The sequence below is a fragment of the Nocardia sp. NPDC051756 genome, from assembly GCF_040681495.1.
Classification (GTDB): Bacteria; Actinomycetota; Actinomycetes; order Mycobacteriales; family Mycobacteriaceae; genus Nocardia.
On the sequence record NZ_JBFAYV010000004.1, the window covers coordinates 936,766 to 956,518 of the forward strand.

Sequence of the window (19,753 nt, forward strand, 5' to 3'; positions counted from 1 at the left end):
CTTCTCTCCTTCAATGGGTTGATCGGGTCGGTCCCGCGCGGTCATTGGGCTCGCTCCCGGACAACGCGCGCGATATCGATGCGTTCGACGAGGCGCACCGCCGGTAGTTGCGAAAGTGCGGCGGCCGCCAGTACCGCGGCGACGGCGAGCAGCGGCGGTACCACGCCGAGCGACAGATGAAGGCTGAACATGTCGCTGTCGAACGAGCGGAGAAACGCCCATGCCGCCGCGATTCCCGCGGCCAGTCCGAGTGGCACGGCGAGCAGTGTCGCGGCGAGGTTCTCGATGGCCAGCGCGGCGGTGAGCCGGCGAACCGGCACGCCCGCCGCGCGCAGTGTCGCCAGTTCGGTGGTGCGTTCGGCGAGATTGACGGTCATCGTCACGTAGATGACGGTGAACGCGAGCGTCGCGCCGAGGATCAGCATCACGAGGATGAAAACCCAGAACAGGCCGAGGAATTGGCCTGCCTGATCTTCCAGTGCGTGAGTGTCGGTGTAGGCGACAACGCCGGGCAGCGAAGTGATGCTCGCGCGCAGGGCGTCGTGGTCGGCGCCGGTGGCGAACCGGACCAGATCGCCGTGCAGCCCCAGCCCGCTGAGGCGGTTCACGGTGGTGTCGGTGGCGTAAAGGAAGGTACCGAGTGGCTCGTCGACGAAGCCGGCCACTCGCTGCTGAACCGGGCTGCCGAACGCCGGGGTGACGGTGACGGTGTCGCCCACCGCGATGCCGAGCCGGTCGGCCAGCGGCGCACCGGCGAGAATACCGTCGGCGGGCAGCGCCCGGGTCTCGCTGTCCGGAGTGCGGAAGCCATGCATCGTGGTGTCCGCGACGAGTCCGTTGAGCGTCGTCGAGTAGGACCGATCACCCGCACTGACCGTGACCGGGGTCGAGGTCGCCTGCTCGACAGCGGTAACGCCGGGCAGCGCGCGCAGCCGGGTGGCCAGATCTTCGGCGCCGGGGGAGAGGTACACGGTGGCGTCTTCGCGTTCGATCTGATGGAACTGGATGTCGAGAACGCTGCGCATGCTGTTGAGCATGCCGACCGAGGCGAGGATCAGGGTCAGCGAGAGCACGGTGCCGACCATGGTCGCGATCGTGCGGCGGCGGCCTCGGGTCAGCGACCGCAACGCCATTCTCGCTGTCACCGGCAGGCGATGCCACCGTGCGGACCAGCGGGTGAGTAGGCCCGTCTTGGCAGGGCGGGCGGCGTCGCCACGCATCGCCTCGGCGGGTGCGAGCCGGGCCGCAGCAACGGCCGGCGCCAGACCGGCGATGAGCCCGGTGAGCAGGCCGAGTGCGAATCCGATGAGGGCGGTGGGGATTCGGTGGTCGACGACGGTGTCGGGAATGCCGAGTGCAGAGGTATAGGCGGAGGTGATCACGGAGGTGGCGACGAAACCGCCGAGGACCCCGAGTATCGCGCCGACGGCGGCGATGCCGACGCCATAGTTGACGTAGTGCCCGACCACGCGGCGTCGCCGGGCACCCATCGCCAGCAGGGTGCCGATGATCGGGCGTTCGGACTGCACCAGACGTGTGATCAGCACATATTCGGCGATGGCCGCAGCGGCCAGGAACAGAGCAGGGAATCCGATCGCGAGTTCGGCGAAGCCGTTGAGGTCTTCGTGCAGGATGGCGTTCGAGGGCTGCTCGGCCTGCGTTGCGATATCCAGTGCGCCGGCTGAGCGCAGTAACACCGCTACCTTGTCGCGCTCGGCTTGCGTTGCGGTGTGCGACATTTCGACCAGCGTTTGATTGGGCCGCGGTGCTCCGGTGAGTTGTAGTGCCTCGGGTTGTGGTGCGAAGGCGACGGCGAAGGCGTGTGGATCGCCGAGGGCTTCTTGGCGGTTGCGAGCGGGCCACAGGTATTCCGCGGATCGGGCGACACCGGAGATGGTGACGGTGTGCCAGCGGGTGCCGTCGAAGATCTGCAGTCGGTCACCGGTTTGGAGGTGGAAGGTGTCGGCGGCGTGCTGCTCGACGACGACCTGATCCGGATGTGCTGGATCCGGTAATTGCCCTGCGGTCAGCTGGATTTCGTTGACATTCGATGTGCCAGGCCGCGGCAACCCGACCACTCGTCCGAGTAGCTTGGTCTCCCCGATCGAGAACGGGACGTCCGCCTGAGTGCGGGTGGCTACCTGCGCGACGCCGTCCGCGCCGCCCACCGCTGCCGCGATGGTCGCGGGATCGCCTCCGGTAGCGGCGAAGTCGGCCAGGTGCAGTCGATCGTAGGTGCGCTGGTAGGAGGTCTCGAGGTTACGGAACGAGTCATAGCTGGCGACGAACAGCAGCACACCGAGTAGCACGGTTGCGGCGATCGCGGCGACCTGCGCGGTGCGCCTGCGCAGGTCGCGCAGAATCTTCTTGGACAGCACGTGATTCGACACCATGAACACGGCGATCACCACCGGATGGTCGCGGCGTCGACGGGATCGGCGTTGATCTCCGCGGAGACGACGCGGCCGTCGCGCATTCGGATGACACGGTCGGCGATCTCGGCCGCGGCCTCGTTGTGGGTCACCATCACCACGCCGCGCCCGGCCCGGCTGGTGCGTTGCAGTAGCTCCAGCACACTGCGGCCGGTGGCGACATCCAGTGCGCCGGTTGGTTCGTCGGCAAGCAGCAGATCCGGGTCGGTCGCCAGTGCGCGCGCGATCGACACGCGCTGCTGTTGCCCGCCCGACAGCTGGGCGGGGAAGTGATCGGCCCGATCGGCCAGGCCGACCGCAGCCAGCAACTCGGACACTCGCCGCCGGTCGCCGCGACCGGTCAATTCTATGATTACCTCGACGTTTTCCCGTGCGGTCAGGCTCGGTATGAGATTGAAGAACTGAAAGACGAAACCGACGTGGTCGCGCCGGAACGCGCCGAGCGCGGTCGGCTTCGTGGCCGAGATATCTTGACCCGCAACGATTATCGAACCGGTGTCGGCGGGTTCGATGCCACCGATGATGTTGAGCAGCGTGGTCTTACCCGACCCGCTCGCGCCGAGTATCGCGACCAGTTCGCCCGGCGCGATGTCGAGGTCGACCCCGGTGAGGGCGTGCACCGCGGCCTCGCCCTCGCCATAGGTCTTGCCGACGCCGTGCAGGCGGATGCCGCCGCGCGGCCGGTCATTCGCCGGAGCGTTCGCCTTGCTGTGTTCGATCACTGGAATGTCCTTCGCTGTAGGGACTTTCGGTCAGCCCCGCCGCGCGCAGCAGCGGGCCGGTCACCTCCACCGCGCCCAAGCCGGGATCGATCATCCGGTGCAGGATCAGGCCGTCGATGAGCGCGAGCACCACCGCCGCGGTGGCCTCGGGGTCGGCGGCGCCTTGCTCGCGGAACCACGCGGTCATCGCGGCGCGGGCGCGAGCGACGAAGTGGCCCAGCTCTGTTCGCAGTCGCGAGTGCCGAGTGGCGGCCAGCATCATCTCGCTCATCGCCACCGTCGCGGTGTCGGTCCCGGTGTAGGAGCCGATCGCGGTGAGCATCTGGGTCATCGCGGCCGGACCCGACAGCGCGAGCACGCCCGCCATCACACTGTCGTACTCGATGCGAGCCATCTGCAACGAGGCGTCGATGAGCAAGTCGGTCACCGAGGAGAAGTGGTAATGGACCAGTCCCGGGCGGACGGCTGCGCGCTCGGCGACCATCCGGGTGGTCACCGCACCCCAGCCGTGCTCGGCGATCAACTCGACCGCCGCCGCCATCAACCTGGCACGCGTTTCCTCACCCTGCTCGGCCGCCGTGACCACGGATCCTCCTGCCCGACCGGTATTGGTCGATCGCCTTGGGCGTTCACCCAATCCCATGGTAATGGCAGTATGCAACAGTTGCTATAGGCAATTTGCTTGGCGGCCGTGGGTGCTGACGCTGCTGGGTCAGGTCGTGGCAACGCGCCCGTCGGGGTCAGTGCGGTCGTTCGGTGGAACGCAGCGCGATGAGCACATCGTCGTAGTCGATCCACCCGGTCAACTCGCCGCGCGCGCGGTCGACCACCGGTAAGCCGGTGCCGTCGTGACCGACGAGCGCGGTCAGCATCTCGGGCAGCGTGGCATCGACGGCGAGCGTCGGTGGCAATGTGAGCAAGGTGCGCACGGTATCGGCGGCCTCCGGATCATCGAGGGCTTCGGCGATGTCGCGTGCGGTGACACAGCCGTGGTAGTAGCCGTCCGCGCCGACAACCGGCAGCATCGTCGTCGTTGATCGGGCCAGCGCGTCCGCGGCGGCGCGCACGTCGGTGTCCTCGTCGAGCGGGCTCGGCACTTCGCGTGCGACATCACGGGCCAGCAATTCGGGGCGGGCCGGCTGGTGGCGCTCGATATCCACGCCACGGCGCAACAGCTTTCGCGTGTAGATGGTGTCCTTCGACAGCAGCCTGGAGCTCAGATCGGCCATCGCGACAGCAGCCATCAACGGCAGGATGATCGTGTACTCCCCGGTCAGCTCGAACAGGATGATCACGGCGGTGATCGGCGCCCGAGTCGCGCCGCCGAGCGCAGCACCCATGCCGATCAGCCCGTACGCGCCCGCGGACTCGGTGAGGCCGGGCAGCCCTTGGTGGGCGATATCGCCGAACGCGACGCCCGCCATCGCGCCGATGAACAGCGTCGGCGCGAACACCCCGCCGGATCCGCCGATGCCGATGGTCAGGCTCGTAGCCAGCATCTTCGCCACCATCAGCAACAACACCATGCCGATGAGATAGCGGCCTTCGACAGCGTTCTCCAACACTGGATATCCCACGCCGTACATTTGCGGGAGCGCGAGCAGCAGCGCCCCGAGAACCAGCCCGCCCACGGCGGGCCGCGCCCACTCCGGCCCACGCCACACGCGATCACACAGATCGTGGATCAGGTACAGCACTTTGGAAAAGCACACCCCGACAACGCCCGCGACAATACCCAAGACCAAATACAGCAGGTACTCGACCGGGCTGCGCACCGCGAATTGAGGCAGTGTCAGGAATGGCTCATCGCCGAGCATCGCGCGTCCGATGACGCTGGCGGTCACGCTCGACAGCACGACCGCGCCGAACGATTCGGCGGCGAAATTCCGCAGAATCAATTCCATCGCGAAGAACGGGCCCGCGAGCGGGGCGTTGAAGGTGGCTGCGATACCGCCGGCCGCACCGCAGGCGACCAGGAGTCTCATGCGTGGTGCGTCGAACCGAAACACTTGCGCGAGTGTGGATCCGGCCGCCGAGCCGATCTGAACGATCGGGCCTTCGCGTCCCACCGAGCCGCCGCCACCGATGCACAACGCCGACGCGAAGGCCTTGACCAGCGTCACTCGCGGAGCGATCCGGCCACCGTGCTCGGACACGGCATACATCACCTCGGGGACGCCGTGGCCGCGCGCTTCGGGCGCGAACCGGTAGACGATCGGACCGTATATCGCCCCGGCCAGCACCGGCGCGAGCAGCAGGAACCATGGACCGAGCCACGGAAAATGCAGGCTCGACACTCGTCCGAGTCCCGCGTACTCATCGCGGCCGGTCGCCAGCCAGGTGAATTCGGTGATCAAGTAGCGGAACCCCACCGCGCCGAATCCGGTCACGATACCGACGAAGATGGCCAACGGCACTACGGCCGAAGAGCTTTCCCGCAACCACCGCCCCGCTGATTCGCGACGGGGCAGCGGAATCGCCGCCCAGCTTCGTCTGTCCGCGTCCACACCAATCATAGTGGCAGTATGCAACAGTTGTTATAGCCAATTCTTGGTGGGCGGTAAAATGCGAGGGATCACACCCACTGAGGAGGACGATGGTGCCGCCAGCCCGCTCGGTCACCCGGGACTCGGTCGATGCGGTGACCGATGCGTTGCTCACCGCATCGCGCCTGCTGGTCGCGATTTCGGCGCGGTCGATCGCGCACGTCGACGACACGATCACCCTGCCGCAGTTCCGTACGCTGGTGATCCTTTCGACGCAGGGTCCGGTGAAACTGGCCACGCTGGCTCAGCAATTGGACGTGCAGCCCTCGACCGCGACCCGCATGGTCGAGCGATTGCTGTCCGCCGAGCTGATCACCCGGCAGCCGAATCCGCAGACCCGCCGTGAATTGATCATCGATCTGACACCCCACGGGCGCGAGGTCGTCGCAGAGGTCACCGCGAGCCGCCGGCGTGAAATCGCCCAAGTGGTACAGAACATGCCTGCGGCGCAGCGGCACGGATTGGTGGACGCGCTCAACGCCTTCACCGCCGCGGGTGGGGAGTTCGCAGCGACCGAAGGCAGTCAGGCCTATCCGCTGTAGCGGGCAGTTTTCACGAGCCGATAGTCGCGAGCGCGCGCTCGGGTTCTTGCTCGGAGGTCGAGGTATCGGTGCATGCATCGGTGTCGCGGCGGCGATATCGAACATAAGCCCACTGCAGCAGGGCGATTCCGGCCAGGCCGCCCAGTGCTGTCCCGATCCCGATCTTCCAGCCGGGCGGCCGCCAGGTCAGGACCAGTTCGGCATCGTTGGTGCCCGCTGGTACGTCGACGGCGACGAACGTCCCCGCCACCGTGGTCACCGGTATGTCGTTGCCCCGCAGGCTGACTCGGTATCCCGGCCACGCGAGCCGGGCGAAGACGACTCGCCCGCCCTCGGTAGAGCTGACCCGCACCCTGCTCGTGAGGTCCTGCCTCGAGGTCGAGATCGCTGTCACCCCTGGGGAATCGGCGATCAGGCCGTTGCGGGTCGAGATCGGTCCGTCGACTCGTTCGAGCACCCAGATGTAGCGTTCGTGGCCGGGGTAGTCGACCCATCGCCAGCCCGGCGGCGCGGGCTGGTTCCGCACGTCGGGGAACTGTGCTCGTTGCAGAACGACCCGGTCGACCTTCATCAGATCGACAATCGTTCGCCCCGTGGATGATTCGGTTGCGAAGGCGCGCCGGAACGCGTCCGGGCAGGTGCTGCCGTCCCAGCCCATACACAGCATCGCGCTGAAGGCGGCGTGGCCGATGGGGGTGTACGCGTTGACATAGTCCAGCCCCAGATTCTTGGCGTAGTTGCCGAACGCGAGCGAGCTGTAGGCGCCCGCGAGGTTCATGTCGCCGGGCCGCAGCAGGCCACGGTCGGCCAATTGCAGTGTGACGCCGTCGAAATGGGGGAACGCGGCCTTCATCTCCGAGCGCCGTTCCGGGAAGTTGTAAGACAGTGGGGTCGATGGCGCGGTGGACACCTGGAGGTAGGCAATCGGGAACATGGCCCCGATGGTCAGCAGGCACAAAGCCGCGGTTCCGCGGGTGCGACCGAGCCACATCGCGACCGTGCCGAGTACGAGAACGGCTACGGCCGCGACGAAATGCCGGATCAAGTGATGCGGATCGGCCGAGAACGAACGCACGAACAACAGCGCGATCAACACTGTGGCGGCCACACCCCGGCTCCGCGTCCGCGTGAAAGTCCCATGGCGACTGAGCAATACGCACACCAACACCAGCAGTGCGAGCGCGACCATCGGCAACACCCTGGCAGGCCAGCGCAACGGCCCGATCCGTCCGGGACCCGCGGTCCACATCAGCGCCGCCGCCGCGAACAGTCCGACTCCGCTGAGCTCCCTGGCCGACCGCGCCGCCGCACGCCAGTCGATGAACGCCAGCGCCGGAATCAAGAACCAGGCGATGTACACCATGGGCAGTGGCTGGACGTATCCCCACCATCCGGTGAACGCGGGCACCGTGCTCGGCAGGCTCGCGTTGAGCGACTCCGACCACGGCACCGTCAGAAACGGATCATTGAGGACCCGCTCGTTACCGCGCCAGGTCGCCGCCGAGGACAGCATCCCGGGCAGATAGGTCTCCAACCCGGCCAGCCCCGCACACCCCGCGGCCAGCACTAGGCGTACTGATGGCGCCCAGCGGCGCTGATAGACCACTTCACCGACCGCCACCGCGGCGATCATCAGCGCCGATTCCACTGCGGGAAAGATGTATTGGACCGAGATCGCCAGGTACAAGAACACGAATGCCGGGATCGGCCCGCTGCGTCCCCTCGCGTAGCGGACCCCCGACGCCCAGGCATGGACCAGCCACGCGGTACCGGTCAGCGAGGTCGCCCAGCTCGCCTCATCGAAGAACAGGAACCATCCGCTGAGCGTGAACCCGATCCCGGCCACCGCGGCCCAGGGCGCCCGTGCGCCGTACTCACCGCAGATCCGGAACACGCCGAGCGCGGCGATGATCGAGAACACCAGCTTCACGACGGTCGCGTAGACCGCGAGATCATCCACCGACGGCGCGATCAGATCGATGAGCAACTGCGGCGGGTTGTACAAACCCGCTTCTTCCATCGCATAGTTGCCCGACATCCACTCCCACGGCGCCAGCGCCGGAAAATGGCCGTCGCGCAGGTGCCGCCCCAGCATCACCCACAGTGCGGCGTACTGGGATTCGGTGTCATCGGTGTAGAAATGCCGCGCGTTCGCCAGCAGTACTGCCGCGTAACCGACGACCACACCGAGTGCGGTGACCGCTCCCCACCGATACGCCTCGTTGCGCGATTCCGTCGTCGCAGTTGCCACCACGAGTGCCAGACCCTACCCGATAGCAGCATTCTGCAACAGTTGCCATATGCATAATGCGACCGGATATGCGGGGCCGGACCTGCGCTGGCGCCGTCGCCAGACGGATGCCATTGGCGTGCATTGTGTTCCGCGACGGGTGGCGACGTTTTCGCCGGGCCGCGCGAGCTCAGGGCAGCTGCTCGACGGTCAACGTGGCAGCGGCGACGCAGAGTTGCCCGATGACCTCGAGCGGCACGATTTGGATCAGGTTGCCGTGCGCCAGGGTAACCATGGCAACCTCGGAAGCGACTTCGACTTGTCCGGTCGGGTGGTGGACGCTGACCGTGGTGCCGTTGATCGCACTGTCCGGAGTGTTCAGCGTGAGGAACAGTCTGGCTGTCGGCGGAACAGCCGGGTCGGACGGGACGATCTTCACGGTGTAGCTGAGCCGATAGGTGCCGGGGGCCTCTATCCGCAGCCCGGTGGAGACCGGGGTGATGCCGGAGGCGTTGCCGGCGTCCGGGAGCCTGAGCGGAGTCGACGGAATCAAGGTCTGCGGGTCAGTACTACTGACGGTTCCGGACGCTGGCAACACGCCTTTCCTTTCCCCGCGAAACGCGGTGTGTCAGAACGTAGAGGTCGGTGGTGCCCGCGAACGAGCCGGTTCGTCACTCGACGGGCCGATCGAAGCGGCGCCACCGTTGGTCCCAGCGGAAGCTTTGATAGCGAATCGCGCACCAACGGGCCGATTCGGTGACCACCACTGCCACACCGCACGCGCCGAGCAACACCACCGCGGCAGCGCGGATGGCCGCGGTAGTTGCCTTGGCCGGCCCGATGGGCGGTGTAGTCGGGCGTTCGTCGGCGTCGAGCCAGATCCGAATCCGATCGCCGCGGTTCGCGATGCTGGGCACCGGCGCGATCGCGGTGCCCGAAACTCCCGCGCGTCGCCACCGCACCGTCGCGAACGCCGGGCGAGTGCGGCCGAAAGCTTCGGGATCGTCGACGACGGTCGCGACAACTTCGATCTTGGCCGCATTGGCGACTCGAATCTGCTGGACGGCCGTGGTATAGACGGCAATGCCGACCGACCCTGCGATAGGGGCCGTGGCCAGGCAGACCGCAGCGACGACGATCCGGATCCAGGATTCGATTCGATCCGATCGGCGCATCAGTGGGTTGGGATTCCAGGGGCGCATGGCCAGTACTCGATCGCGCGGGGTGCTCATCCCCACATCTCGATATGGGGAAAGCTGGCCAGCTTGTCGTGCGTGTCGTCGTCCACCGTGACATGCACACCGTGCCTGCCCAATTCGCGAACCAGGCGATCCGCGATCGCCCGCGAAACGCGGTAATCCAGCACCGCTCCGCCCTCGGGGTAGCGCAACCGTACACGGACTTCGTTCGAGGATTCGCTCATGCGGGCAAGTACTCCGCTTCCACCTGGCATGAGATCGTGGCCACCGAGTAAGTCCATCGTTCGGGCACCGACTCGACGGTGACATCGTTGTCGAAATCGAGCCGGGTGCCCGCCGTAGTGATGGGCCGTGCCGATTTCCACGGGTTTCGTGGAGCATGGACGCGATGCATCGATCGGGTCCGTCTCACGAGTCGATTTTCCCAAATCGATCTTGCGGTACCCGATCGATTACTTTGCGATCGCATGACGACCGCTGCGCGAGATGGGCAACCGGACAACGAAACGGGCGCCACCGCCCGGGCGGTCTGCGCACGTGACCGAACCGCCGTGCGCGGCAACTGTTTCGGCCACGAGGGCAAGCCCGATGCCGGTGCCGGTGCCGGCCCGTCGTCCGATTTTGGCGGTGACGAAACGCTCGAAGATCCGGTCGCGGTCGGCAGCGGGCACCCCGGGACCTGCGTCATCGACCTGGATCACTGCGTCGTTGCCGTCGTGGACGACGGTCACCGCGACAACCCCGCCGCCGTGCCGGTCGGCGTTCTCGAGCAGGTTGGCCAGGGCACGCTCGAGTTCGATCTTGCGCCCGTCGACCGAGACCGCATCGGCCACGGTGAGCAGTTCGGGCGGGAACTTCCGTCCGGCCAGCGTGTAGGTCACCAATTCGCGCAGCGGTAGCGGTTCGAGCTCTGAACGATGAATACCCGCCTCGGCTCTGGCGAGCGCCAGCAGATCGTCGAGCAGCCGACGCAGATGCTCGAGTTCCGCACTGATCAGGCCGAATGCCTTGCGCGGCCGTTCCGGCAGCTCGTCCTGATGCCGCGCCATGACGCCCACGCTGGTGGTCAGGGTGGTCAGCGGGGTGCGCAGTTCGTGGCCGATATCGGCGACCAGACGTCGCTCCCGATCAATCCGCTGCTGCAACGAATCCACCATGGCGTTGAAAGCATCGACCGTGGTCGCGAGGTCACGATCGTGCGTGTGTGGCAGCCGCAGTTCGAGTTCGCCCGAAGCGATGCGCGCCGCTGCGCCCGCGACCTGGTGCAGCGGTTTCAGTGCGCGATGGCTCGCCCAGACGCCGAGCGCCGCACCGACGGTGGCGGCTACCAGAGCGCAGAGGATGAGCAACGTGCGCAGCGCACGCAGCGTGGCCTCCAACTCGGTGAGCGGCGCGAACTCGTACAGGATGGCGCCGGTGGTGTCCAGCTGCGCGCCGGCCCGCAGATATGGATGGCCACGCAACGAGAGGCGTTGTGCCGGAAGCGGATCGGTGCCCGATGTCCGAACATCGGCGAGCAGATCCGGGGCGAGACCCGGGTCGGAGACAAACCAGTCCGAATGCCACCGCAACGCCAGGACGGTGTCGGGCGGTGGAGTGAGCGTGGCCAGCGCCGCCGATGCGGAGGCACCCGGGGCGGCCAAACGGGCGTGTAGCAGTTCCGCGTGCGCCCCGGCTACCCGCTCGACGGTGCGTTCGCGCTGGGACTCCATATAGCCACGGCCGATGATGAACACCGAGATCACCAGGACCAGTGAGACCAGGCTGGCGCTCAAGGCGAAGGCCAGCACGACGCGCCCGCGCACGCTGCGTATCTCGCCCAGCCACTTCCGCCGGGGAAGCGGTTCAGCGTTGGGCATTGAGTCGATATCCGAGCCCGCGCACGGTGACCACGATCTGCGGATCGGAGGGGTCACGCTCGATCTTGGTGCGCAGCCTGCGCATGTGCACGTCGACGATCCGCTCATCGCCGAAAAAGCCGCGGTCCCAGACGCGTTCAAGTAGTACCGCTCGGCTCAGCACGCGGCCGACGGCCTCGGCCAACTCGCAGAGCAACCGGAACTCGGTCAGGGTGAGGTGCACTTCCTCGTCGCCTTTGTGCACGGTGCCTCGGCTGGGTGAGAGCACCAGGCGTCCGCGCGGGTCGGCGTCGAGCACCACATCGTCGGAAATGTCGCGCTCGGTGACCAGCCCCGCCCGCCTCCGCAACGCGCGCATACGCGCGGTGATCTCCTTGACTTCGAACGGCTTGGTCACGAAGTCGTCGGCACCTGCCTCCAACGCGGCAACCACGTCATGAGTGTCGTCCCGGGCGCTGACGACGATGATCGGGACATCGTGGTCGCGCCGAACTTCCCGGATACAGGTGAAACCGTCCATCCCGCCGAGCATCAGGTCGATGATCATCACGTCCGGAGCGCCGTGGTCACGCACATGGTCGAGCGCGATCTCGGCCTGTTCGGCTTCGGCGACATCGTATCCCTCATCCTCCATCGCCATCCGCAACGCGGTTCTGACCCGGTCATCGTCCTCCACGATCAGGAGGTTGGCAGCCATAGAACTTCCCTTGCACACGTGTGGGCCATCCGCAGGGCCATGAAATCACATCGGAAACGTCGATGTTGGCGAGGGCGTGCCAGTCGCGGCGAACAGGAAGGAGGTTACCCACGCTGAGGCCAGGTCAAACCATCCGCGAGGCGTCGCTCACGGTTCGGGCACGCCGGGTATCGGGGCATTGGTGCCGGGTGCCAACGGTGCGAACCTCGCCAGGGTCGGCTGACCCGAGAGTTCGGCCTATTTCGTCATCTGAGCGTAAAGCGTTCGACCGCACCATCGCAAAGTTTGTACGCCAGCCTGAATCGATCGTGCAGAGTCAAGGAGTCAACTGAATGTCGTTGCCCGACAACGCCGGGACCGATCGGTACCGGACCAGAACGACCACTCGGGCAGCACCGTTCGAACGGACCGACCCCGCCGTGTGGGGACCGATGGAATCGGATGGCTTGGCCGCGTTCGAGTCCGAGGGTTTCCTCGTCTTCGAGGAGTTGCTCGATCCGGGCGCGGTCGTCGACTTGCGCGCCGAGATCGGCAGGCTGGCCGACGATCCGGCGTGGGACGACGACGGCCGATCGACGATCGGCAGCGGCTCCGACGAGGCGCATTCGGTCTTCGGCATCCATCGGCTCAGCCCGCTGGTCACCGAGGTGGCGCGGGAGTCACGAATCCTCGAACTCGTCGGGCACATACTCGGATCGGTGGCCTATCTCCACCAGAGCCGGGCGGACTTCTTTCCTGGATTCCATGGCTCAGGCTGCTACTGGCATTCGGATTTCGAGATGTGGCACGCCGAGGACAGCATGCCGACACCGCGCGCGGTCAGTCTCGTCATCGCGCTGTCCGATCACACTCCGCACAATGGCAGTCCCATGCTGATGCCCGGCTCGCACCGCACATTCGTGCCGTGCCCGCCCGGGTCACCGGCCAAGCATTCCCGGGAATCGTTGCGGGAGCAGCAGATCGGCGTTCCGGCCGCAGCGGATATCGCGGAACTGGCGCACAAGCACGGGATCACCCAGTTCACCGGCAGGGCGGGCGCGGCGCTGCTGTTCGACTCGAACCTGATGTACGGCTCGTCGAACAACATCACTCCGTTCCCGCGCTCGAGCTTGGTCCTCGTGTTCAACAGCGAGGAGAACCGGCCGGTCGATTCGGACTCCGCGGACTCGGTCTTCGGGCCGGCGCGCTGAGCGGCCGGCATTGCAGAGAGAAGGGAACGGTCTGATCATGAAGATCGGATTCAACCGGCCACGCGGACGGTTTCGCCGCTGCATGGCCGCATTCGTCGCGATCACAGCCGTGGGCGTGTTGTCCGGCTGCGGTATCGGCGGAAACGACGCGGCCGCGGTGACCTACGAAGACGCCAAGTCCTCGGGCAAGATCAAGGTCGGCTTCGCCAATGAGGCGCCGTGGTCGTTCCTCGGCGCAGACGGGCAGCTGACCGGCTACGCGCCGACCGTGGCGCGCGCAGTGCTGAAACGACTCGGTATCAACGAGATCGAAGGCGTAGTCACCGATTTCGACGGACTCATCGACGGGGTCAGGGCGAAGAACTACGCTTTCGTCGCGGCGGGCATGTTCATCAATCCGAAGCGATGCGAGAGTTCGGCCTTCGCTGTCCCGGATTACCAGGTGGGTTCAGCGTTTCTGGTACCGGAAGGCAACCCGCGCAACATCACTCGGTTCGAGGACATCACCAGGGAGGGCGTGCGGATCGCCACCCTCGGTGGCGCGGTCGAGAACGGTTACGCCGAGTCCGCCGGCGTGCCCGGGCAGCTGATCGAGCCGATGGCGAAGCAGGACGACATCCTTCGCGCGGTGCGCAACGGTGATGTCTACGGCGCCGCGATGCTCGATGTCACCGCCGCCTGGCTGGTAAAGGCCAATCCGGACGCCAAGTTGGCGGTCGGCCCATCGTTCCGATTCGGTACCCGGCCCGACGTCGGTACGTTCAACTTCCGGATCGGCGACGACGAGTTCCGCGCGGACTTCAATCGGGAGTTGCGCGCGTTGCACGAGAGCGGTGAATGGCTCGAACTGGCGAAGCCGTTCGGTCTTACCGCGGCGAACGAGCCCGACCCGGCCGCGACTGCCGAGCAATACTGCACGGCCTGACCGGTGTCGAACCTCTCCATCTACCTGGAGCGCATCCTCGATGGCCTGCCGTTCACGGTCTGGGCGACGGTCGGCGGAATCGCGCTGACCGTCGCGCTGTCCTTCCTCGCCGGGATCGCGATGTTGTCACCGTCGCGATCCGTCCGATTCGTCAGCCGCCTGTACGTCGAGGGATTCCGGGGTACGTCGGAGGTCGTGCAGTTGTTCTTCTTCGCGGTCGCGATCCCGATCTTCTTCGGGGTCACCCTCGGGGCGACCGCGCAGGGACTGCTGCTCATCGGAATCATCGTGCTCGGGCTCAATCACGGTGCTTATGGGGCTGAGATTGTCAGGGGCGCAATACGTTCTGTGCCCGCCGCGCAAATTGAGGCGGCTATATCGGTGAATCTCTCACCGTGGCAACGGATGTGGCGGGTCGTACTGCCGCAGGCGGTGGTGGAGATGATCCCGTCGTTCAACAACCTGTTCATCCAGTTGGTCAAGGCGACCGCGCTGCTGAGCTTCATCGCGGTGCCGGAGATCTTCAAGAAGGCGGATGAACTGCGCGCTGTGCCCGCGTTCTCCCGTGAGCTCGGCGTCATCTATTCGATCCAGCTGGTCGTGTATCTGCTCATCGCGATCGCCATCACGGTGATCATGCGGTTCCTGGAACGCCTGGCCGCTCGGCGGGCAGGCCGGCCGGTCGCGTCGCGCCGGGCCGCGAAATCCGCAGGGGTGATCTGATGCAGAAGTGGCGGTGGGACCGCTTCTTCGACGCTTTCCCGTTCATCTGGGACGGTCTGGTCGTGACGATCGAGTACACCGTGCTCGGTTCGCTCGTCGCCTATGTCCTCGGCTTGATATTCGCGGTCATCCGGCGCATGCGGATCCCGATGGTCGACCAATTGCTGTGGGCTTTCATCGAATTCGTCCGCAGCACACCGTTGCTCGTGCAGGTCTTCGTGCTCTACTGGGTAGTCCGTCCGGAGTTGCTCGGCGCGTTGCCCATCGATACCCAACGTCTCGTGGTCGGTGTGACGGCTCTGGGGGTGCATTACGCCTGCTACACCTCGGAGGTGTTCCGGGCGGGTATCGAAGCCGTGCCCGCGGCCCAGTGGGAGGCGGCTACCGCGCTGAGTCTGCCTCGGCTGCGTACCTGGACCGACGTGATCCTGCCGCAGGCGATTCCGCGCGTGCTGCCCGCGTTGGGCAATTACACCATCGCGATGTTCAAGGAAGTTCCGCTGTTGTCCTCGATCGTCATTCTCGACATGGTCTACCAGGTCAAGACGGTGTACGCGGCAGACACCGGGGGAGCGGGCCCCGAGGCGTGGTTCGCGGTCGGTCTGACCTTCCTTGCGCTGAGCTATCCGAGCTCGATTCTGGTACGAAAGTTGGAAAGACGTGTCGAAAAGGTCTGAGTTGCCGTTGGTCCCGGAAAGCGGCGCAGGCTCGCCGGAGCACATGATCCGGTTCACCGATGTGGAAATGCGTTACGGCGACAAGGTGTGCCTGAATCAGCTCAATTTCGCTGTTACGCCCGGTGAATTCGTCACATTGATCGGACCCTCCGGATCCGGTAAGACGACAATTCTGCGGCTGATCATGACATTGGAACGGATAAACTCGGGCACTATCGAAGTCGCCGGAGAATATCTGAGCCATATGCGCCGAGGCGATCGCCTGGTACCCGCGGACGAGGCGCACCTGCGCCGGATGCGCCAGCGGATCGGCATGGTGTTCCAGCAGTTCAACCTGTTTCCGAACATGTCTGTGCTGCGCAACGTCACGGAAGGACCGGTGCGCGGTCTCGGCAAGTCGAAAGACACGGCCGAACAGCGGGCACTGGAATTGCTCGAGCTGGTCGGGCTCACCGACAAGATCGACGCCCGCCCCGGGCAATTGTCCGGCGGCCAGCAGCAGCGGGTGGCGATCGCCCGTGCGCTGGCAATGGATCCGGCGGTCTTGCTGCTCGATGAAGTGACTTCGGCGCTGGACCCCGAGTTGGTGACCGGAGTACTGCATCTGCTCGCCGATATCGCCGACAGCACCGACATCACGTTCCTGTGTGTGACCCACGAGATGCGGTTCGCTCGCAAGGTATCAGATCGTGTGTTGATGTTCGATTCGGGGCGGGTGCTCGAGGAGGGGGGCCCCGAACAGATTTTCACCGCGCCCGAACACGACCGCACCAAGGAATTTCTACGGGCCGTGCTCGACGCGCGTTGAAACGAAAGATCATCGCGGTTCCGGCCGCGGATGTCGCACGGCCGCAAAACCGCTGTCATGCGGTCGAAATATGACGGACACACGTACGTTACGACCCGTTCAATGTGTGTGGCGTCGCTTGTTCACCTTTTTGTCCGAATGGTCGATAAGGATTCCTTCGGCTGCTGAAGCCATTTCCGCCTCGAACGCCGAGGCGGATCGCTGGGATCTGATGAGGGAAAGAATGAGCATGAACCGCTCCAACGGTGCGCGCCGCACCGCCCGCGCGCTGGGTATCGGCGCGGCCGCCGCTGTTGCCATGGGCCTGTTCTCGACTGGTGCGGCGAACGCCGACACCTTTGTGCCGCTGCCGGACGGCGAGCGGCTGGGACCTGATGTGAAGGTCACGCGCACCCACGAAAGCGCGTTGATCTCGCCGTCGCTGTCGGCCAACGGCGCGGGACGGACCGTGTGGGTATCGGGGACTGTCATGGCGGATGTCGCCGCCACCCCGGAAGGTAAGGCGGGGCCCACCAATGGCGCGGCCGGCGCCCCCGGCACCAACAACTCCTCGACGCACGGTGTGTCCAGGCTGAGTTCCGGATACATCGTCGGTTGCCAGGTCAGCATTTCCGACAGTGCGATCTCGGCCGGTGTCTCCGGCGGCGTGAGCCTCAGTGGCGCCAGCGCCGGTGGATCGCTCGGTCTGAAACTCGGCCCCGGCCAGGTGAAGTTCGTCGAGATCGACGGCAAGGACATCAAGAAGGCCGGGACGTACTCGGTCGAATATCAGGACGTGGAGATGGAGATCCAGGGCTGTGCGGGTTACGCGCAGGCGCGCGCCTACTCGGTGGTCGAGATCATCGGCGACAACTACTCCAAGACCAGCCTGTACGGCATGCCGTTCAGCATCGGCTGACCTGGTCCATCTCACTGAATCCTTTTTTCGCTCCGGCAAATTCAACCCTGAAGGGTATCGAGTAATGTTCAACCGAAAGACGATGGCGCGGGCCGCCGGGATCGGCGCGGCCGCCACTGTGGCGCTCGGCCTGTTCTCCACCGGCGCCGCGAACGCAGACACCTTCGTAGCGCTGCCGGGCGGGGAGATTTCTCGGACCTTGTCCGACGGCACCGTGGTGACGGTGCGACTGGTCGGCGAGTCGGCCAACATCAACCCGTCGATGGGTTCGACTCCGCTGCACCGCAACACGTGGGTCTCGGGCAGCGCGCAGGTCGAACTGGCCGGCCCGAATGCCAAGGGCGGCAAGATCTACCCCGGCTACATCGTCGGCTGCCAGGTGAATATCGCCGGCGGTGGCGCGACCGGCGGTGTCGATGCCAAGACCGATTGGGAAGGCAAGAAGCCCGAGGTCGGCGGCAAAGCAGGCGGCAGCCTGTCACTCGGTCCCGGTCAGTCCAAGGCGATGTACCTGCTCGATCTCGAGGAAGCCGACGACTACGGCGACGAGTCGCACCAGAAGCGCAACAAGTTCAAGGGCGCCAATGGCAGTGTGACCTGGGCGGATTCGACGTTGGGCGTGAACGGCTGCGCCGGTTACGCGCAGGCTCGGGCCTTCGTGAAGGTGAAGGTCGAGACCGAGAACGTCAAGTCCGTCGTGACCCTGTGGGGCCAGCCGTTCAGCATCGGCTGATCCGGTAGGGGGACAAGATGGGCCCGGCGGACACGCCGGGCCCATTCAGTCGCGCGAACGATTCATGCGACGTATGAGTAGGGCAAGACCGACGAATAGCCCGATAAGCGCTACTGCGGCGACTTCGGCCATGGCGGGCTCCCTTCTGTGGGCGAGTGGGCAGAGTACCCGGACCGCGTCCGGTTCGGCAGGAGTTTGCGAATCCCGCTTCGGCGCTTCAGGACCCGCCACGTCCAGCATTTGCCTGCGGGCACTCTTTACGGCATCTTTACAGGTGGTGTGCCGGGAAGTCTGGTCGGCAGCGTGACCCCGAAACGACGGGCAGCGCTCAATGGCTCGAGGGGGACAGATGGCGCTGGTGCTTGCGTTCGGAGTGGTGTTGCTGGTCAGCGTTTCGCTGTCCGGAGTGGCCGCCAGGACGGTGTTGTCGACGGCACTGCTCTTCCTGCTGGCGGGAGCGCTGATCGGGCAGGGTGGATTCGGGTTCGTCACGATCGAGCCGCGCGACGGACTGGTGGTCGTACTGGCCGATGTCGCGCTGTTCACCGTGCTGTTCACCGACGGCCAACGGGCGAATCTGCCCGCGCTGCGCGAAGGTTGGCGATTGTCGGGTCGTGCGCTCGGCTTGGCGATGCCGTTGACCATGATCCTGATCGCGCTGCCCGCGCACTGGCTCGCCGGTTTGGACTGGCCGACCGCGTTCCTGCTCGGCGCCATCTTGTCGCCCACCGATCCGGTGTTCGCCGCGGCGATCGTGGGGCGCAGCGATATTCCGGTGCGGCTGCGGCGACTGCTCAATGTGGAGTCCGGGCTCAACGACGGTCTGGCGTTGCCGTTCGTGTTGATCTTTCTCGCGACCGCGGCCCATCACGAGTCCGGACTCGGGCACATCGCGGTGGAGCTGGTACTCGGTGTGGTGCTCGGCATCGCGGTGCCCGCGGTCGTCGCGTTCGCTTGGCGGTCGAAGATTCTGACCGCGGAGCCGCGGCTGCAAGCGTTGGGGCCGTTGGCCATTGCGGTCACCCTGTACGGGTTGTGCCATCTCACGCACGCCAATCCGTACCTGGCGGCGTTCGCTGCGGGTTCCACACTGGCAACGCTGGATCGGGTAGCGGCCGAGCACTACGAGCCGTTCGGCGAACTCCTTTCGGAAATCACGAAATTCGCCGCGCTGCTGGTATTCGGTGCGTTGATCACGCCGGATCGCCTCGGCCACCTCGGTGTCGGCGGCTGGGCGGTGGCGGTGCTCGCCATCGTGCTGGTCCGGCCCGCGGCGATGATGATCTCATTGCTGCGGACCTCGTTGAGCGGACCGGAGCGGGCGGCGGCAGCGTGGTTCGGCCCCAAGGGTTTCGCATCGGTGGTCTACGGGTTGCTGGCATTGCAATCCGAGATCGCCGACAGCGAGCTCGTGTTCGATCTGGTCGCCGTGACGATCGCGTTGTCGATCGTGCTGCATTCCTCGACCGACGTTCCGGTTGCGCGGGTGCTGCGGGTGGAACCACCGGACAATCTGCCGACCGGACGTAAGGCGCCGGCGCACGGTGCTGCGCCGGACACCGTTGCCTGACT

Annotated in this window: 19 protein-coding genes; 9 read left to right on the forward strand and 10 right to left on the reverse strand. The window is 65.8% G+C overall.

Annotated elements, in window-relative coordinates:
* Positions 1 to 41: 41 nt before the first annotated feature.
* The 4 genes from AB0M22_RS21185 to AB0M22_RS21200 form a co-directional block, all read right to left on the reverse strand.
* Complete coding sequence (locus AB0M22_RS21185) at positions 42 to 2,408, reverse strand: FtsX-like permease family protein (protein ID WP_364729181.1); 2,367 nt, start codon at positions 2,406 to 2,408, stop codon at positions 42 to 44.
* On the reverse strand, positions 2,405 to 3,154 hold the full coding sequence (locus AB0M22_RS21190) for an ABC transporter ATP-binding protein (protein WP_364729184.1): 750 nt from the start codon (positions 3,152 to 3,154) through the stop codon (positions 2,405 to 2,407). The genes AB0M22_RS21185 and AB0M22_RS21190 overlap by 4 nt, the downstream gene beginning before the upstream one ends.
* A complete protein-coding gene (locus AB0M22_RS21195) occupies positions 3,117 to 3,740 on the reverse strand; it encodes a TetR family transcriptional regulator (RefSeq protein ID WP_364729187.1) in 624 nt (207 codons plus the stop codon). Before AB0M22_RS21195 ends, AB0M22_RS21190 begins: the two co-directional genes overlap by 38 nt.
* 154 nt (positions 3,741 to 3,894) lie before the next feature.
* Positions 3,895 to 5,661 (reverse strand): chloride channel protein, encoded by a 1,767-nt coding sequence (locus tag AB0M22_RS21200; RefSeq protein WP_364729190.1) that lies wholly within the window; start codon positions 5,659 to 5,661, stop codon positions 3,895 to 3,897.
* Between the two features lie 89 nt (positions 5,662 to 5,750).
* Here AB0M22_RS21200 and AB0M22_RS21205 point away from each other — a divergent pair, with 89 nt between their 5' ends.
* Positions 5,751 to 6,242: a MarR family transcriptional regulator gene (locus tag AB0M22_RS21205; RefSeq protein ID WP_364729193.1), complete on the forward strand. Its 492-nt coding sequence runs from the start codon at positions 5,751 to 5,753 to the stop codon at positions 6,240 to 6,242.
* 10 nt (positions 6,243 to 6,252) lie between these two features.
* Here the strand turns inward: AB0M22_RS21205 and AB0M22_RS21210 are convergent, their stop codons facing one another.
* The 6 genes from AB0M22_RS21210 to AB0M22_RS21235 form a co-directional block, all read right to left on the reverse strand.
* On the reverse strand, positions 6,253 to 8,496 hold the full coding sequence (locus AB0M22_RS21210) for a hypothetical protein (protein WP_364729196.1): 2,244 nt from the start codon (positions 8,494 to 8,496) through the stop codon (positions 6,253 to 6,255).
* A 166-nt stretch (positions 8,497 to 8,662) separates the two neighbouring features.
* Positions 8,663 to 9,070, reverse strand: coding sequence for a hypothetical protein (locus AB0M22_RS21215; RefSeq protein WP_364729199.1), 408 nt, complete (start codon positions 9,068 to 9,070; stop codon positions 8,663 to 8,665).
* 73 nt (positions 9,071 to 9,143) lie between these two features.
* Positions 9,144 to 9,704, reverse strand: a complete 561-nt coding sequence (locus tag AB0M22_RS21220; RefSeq protein WP_364729202.1) for a hypothetical protein — start codon at positions 9,702 to 9,704, stop codon at positions 9,144 to 9,146.
* Complete coding sequence (locus AB0M22_RS21225; protein ID WP_364729205.1) at positions 9,701 to 9,895, reverse strand: hypothetical protein; 195 nt, start codon at positions 9,893 to 9,895, stop codon at positions 9,701 to 9,703. Before AB0M22_RS21225 ends, AB0M22_RS21220 begins: the two co-directional genes overlap by 4 nt.
* A gap of 228 nt (positions 9,896 to 10,123) precedes the next feature.
* Positions 10,124 to 11,530 (reverse strand): HAMP domain-containing sensor histidine kinase, encoded by a 1,407-nt coding sequence (locus tag AB0M22_RS21230; protein ID WP_364729208.1) that lies wholly within the window; start codon positions 11,528 to 11,530, stop codon positions 10,124 to 10,126.
* Positions 11,517 to 12,227 carry a response regulator transcription factor gene (locus AB0M22_RS21235; protein WP_364729211.1) on the reverse strand — a complete coding sequence of 237 codons (711 nt, stop codon included), beginning with the start codon at positions 12,225 to 12,227 and terminating at the stop codon, positions 11,517 to 11,519. The genes AB0M22_RS21230 and AB0M22_RS21235 overlap by 14 nt, the downstream gene beginning before the upstream one ends.
* Positions 12,228 to 12,559: 332 nt before the next feature.
* Here AB0M22_RS21235 and AB0M22_RS21240 point away from each other — a divergent pair, with 332 nt between their 5' ends.
* The 8 genes from AB0M22_RS21240 to AB0M22_RS21275 all read left to right on the forward strand — a co-directional run bounded on the left by AB0M22_RS21240 (position 12,560) and on the right by AB0M22_RS21275 (position 19,751).
* Positions 12,560 to 13,417, forward strand: a complete 858-nt coding sequence (locus tag AB0M22_RS21240; protein ID WP_364729214.1) for a phytanoyl-CoA dioxygenase family protein — start codon at positions 12,560 to 12,562, stop codon at positions 13,415 to 13,417.
* 37 nt (positions 13,418 to 13,454) lie between these two features.
* Positions 13,455 to 14,342, forward strand: coding sequence for an ectoine/hydroxyectoine ABC transporter substrate-binding protein EhuB (gene ehuB, locus AB0M22_RS21245; RefSeq protein WP_364729217.1), 888 nt, complete (start codon positions 13,455 to 13,457; stop codon positions 14,340 to 14,342).
* Positions 14,343 to 14,345: 3 nt separating this feature from the next.
* The gene (locus AB0M22_RS21250; protein WP_364729220.1) at positions 14,346 to 15,065 is read left to right on the forward strand and encodes an amino acid ABC transporter permease; all 720 of its coding nucleotides are present in this window, start codon (positions 14,346 to 14,348) and stop codon (positions 15,063 to 15,065) included.
* The gene (gene ehuD / locus AB0M22_RS21255; RefSeq protein ID WP_364729223.1) at positions 15,065 to 15,742 is read left to right on the forward strand and encodes an ectoine/hydroxyectoine ABC transporter permease subunit EhuD; all 678 of its coding nucleotides are present in this window, start codon (positions 15,065 to 15,067) and stop codon (positions 15,740 to 15,742) included. The genes AB0M22_RS21250 and ehuD overlap by 1 nt, the downstream gene beginning before the upstream one ends.
* 43 nt (positions 15,743 to 15,785) lie before the next feature.
* Entirely contained in the window at positions 15,786 to 16,550 is a 765-nt protein-coding gene (gene ehuA / locus AB0M22_RS21260) for an ectoine/hydroxyectoine ABC transporter ATP-binding protein EhuA (RefSeq protein WP_364729866.1), read from the forward strand.
* A 223-nt stretch (positions 16,551 to 16,773) separates the two neighbouring features.
* Positions 16,774 to 17,448: an MspA family porin gene (locus tag AB0M22_RS21265; protein ID WP_364729869.1), complete on the forward strand. Its 675-nt coding sequence runs from the start codon at positions 16,774 to 16,776 to the stop codon at positions 17,446 to 17,448.
* A 64-nt stretch (positions 17,449 to 17,512) separates the two neighbouring features.
* On the forward strand, positions 17,513 to 18,181 hold the full coding sequence (locus tag AB0M22_RS21270) for an MspA family porin (protein ID WP_364729226.1): 669 nt from the start codon (positions 17,513 to 17,515) through the stop codon (positions 18,179 to 18,181).
* Between the two features lie 349 nt (positions 18,182 to 18,530).
* Positions 18,531 to 19,751 carry a cation:proton antiporter gene (locus AB0M22_RS21275; protein WP_364729229.1) on the forward strand — a complete coding sequence of 407 codons (1,221 nt, stop codon included), beginning with the start codon at positions 18,531 to 18,533 and terminating at the stop codon, positions 19,749 to 19,751.
* Positions 19,752 to 19,753: the final 2 nt, after the last annotated feature.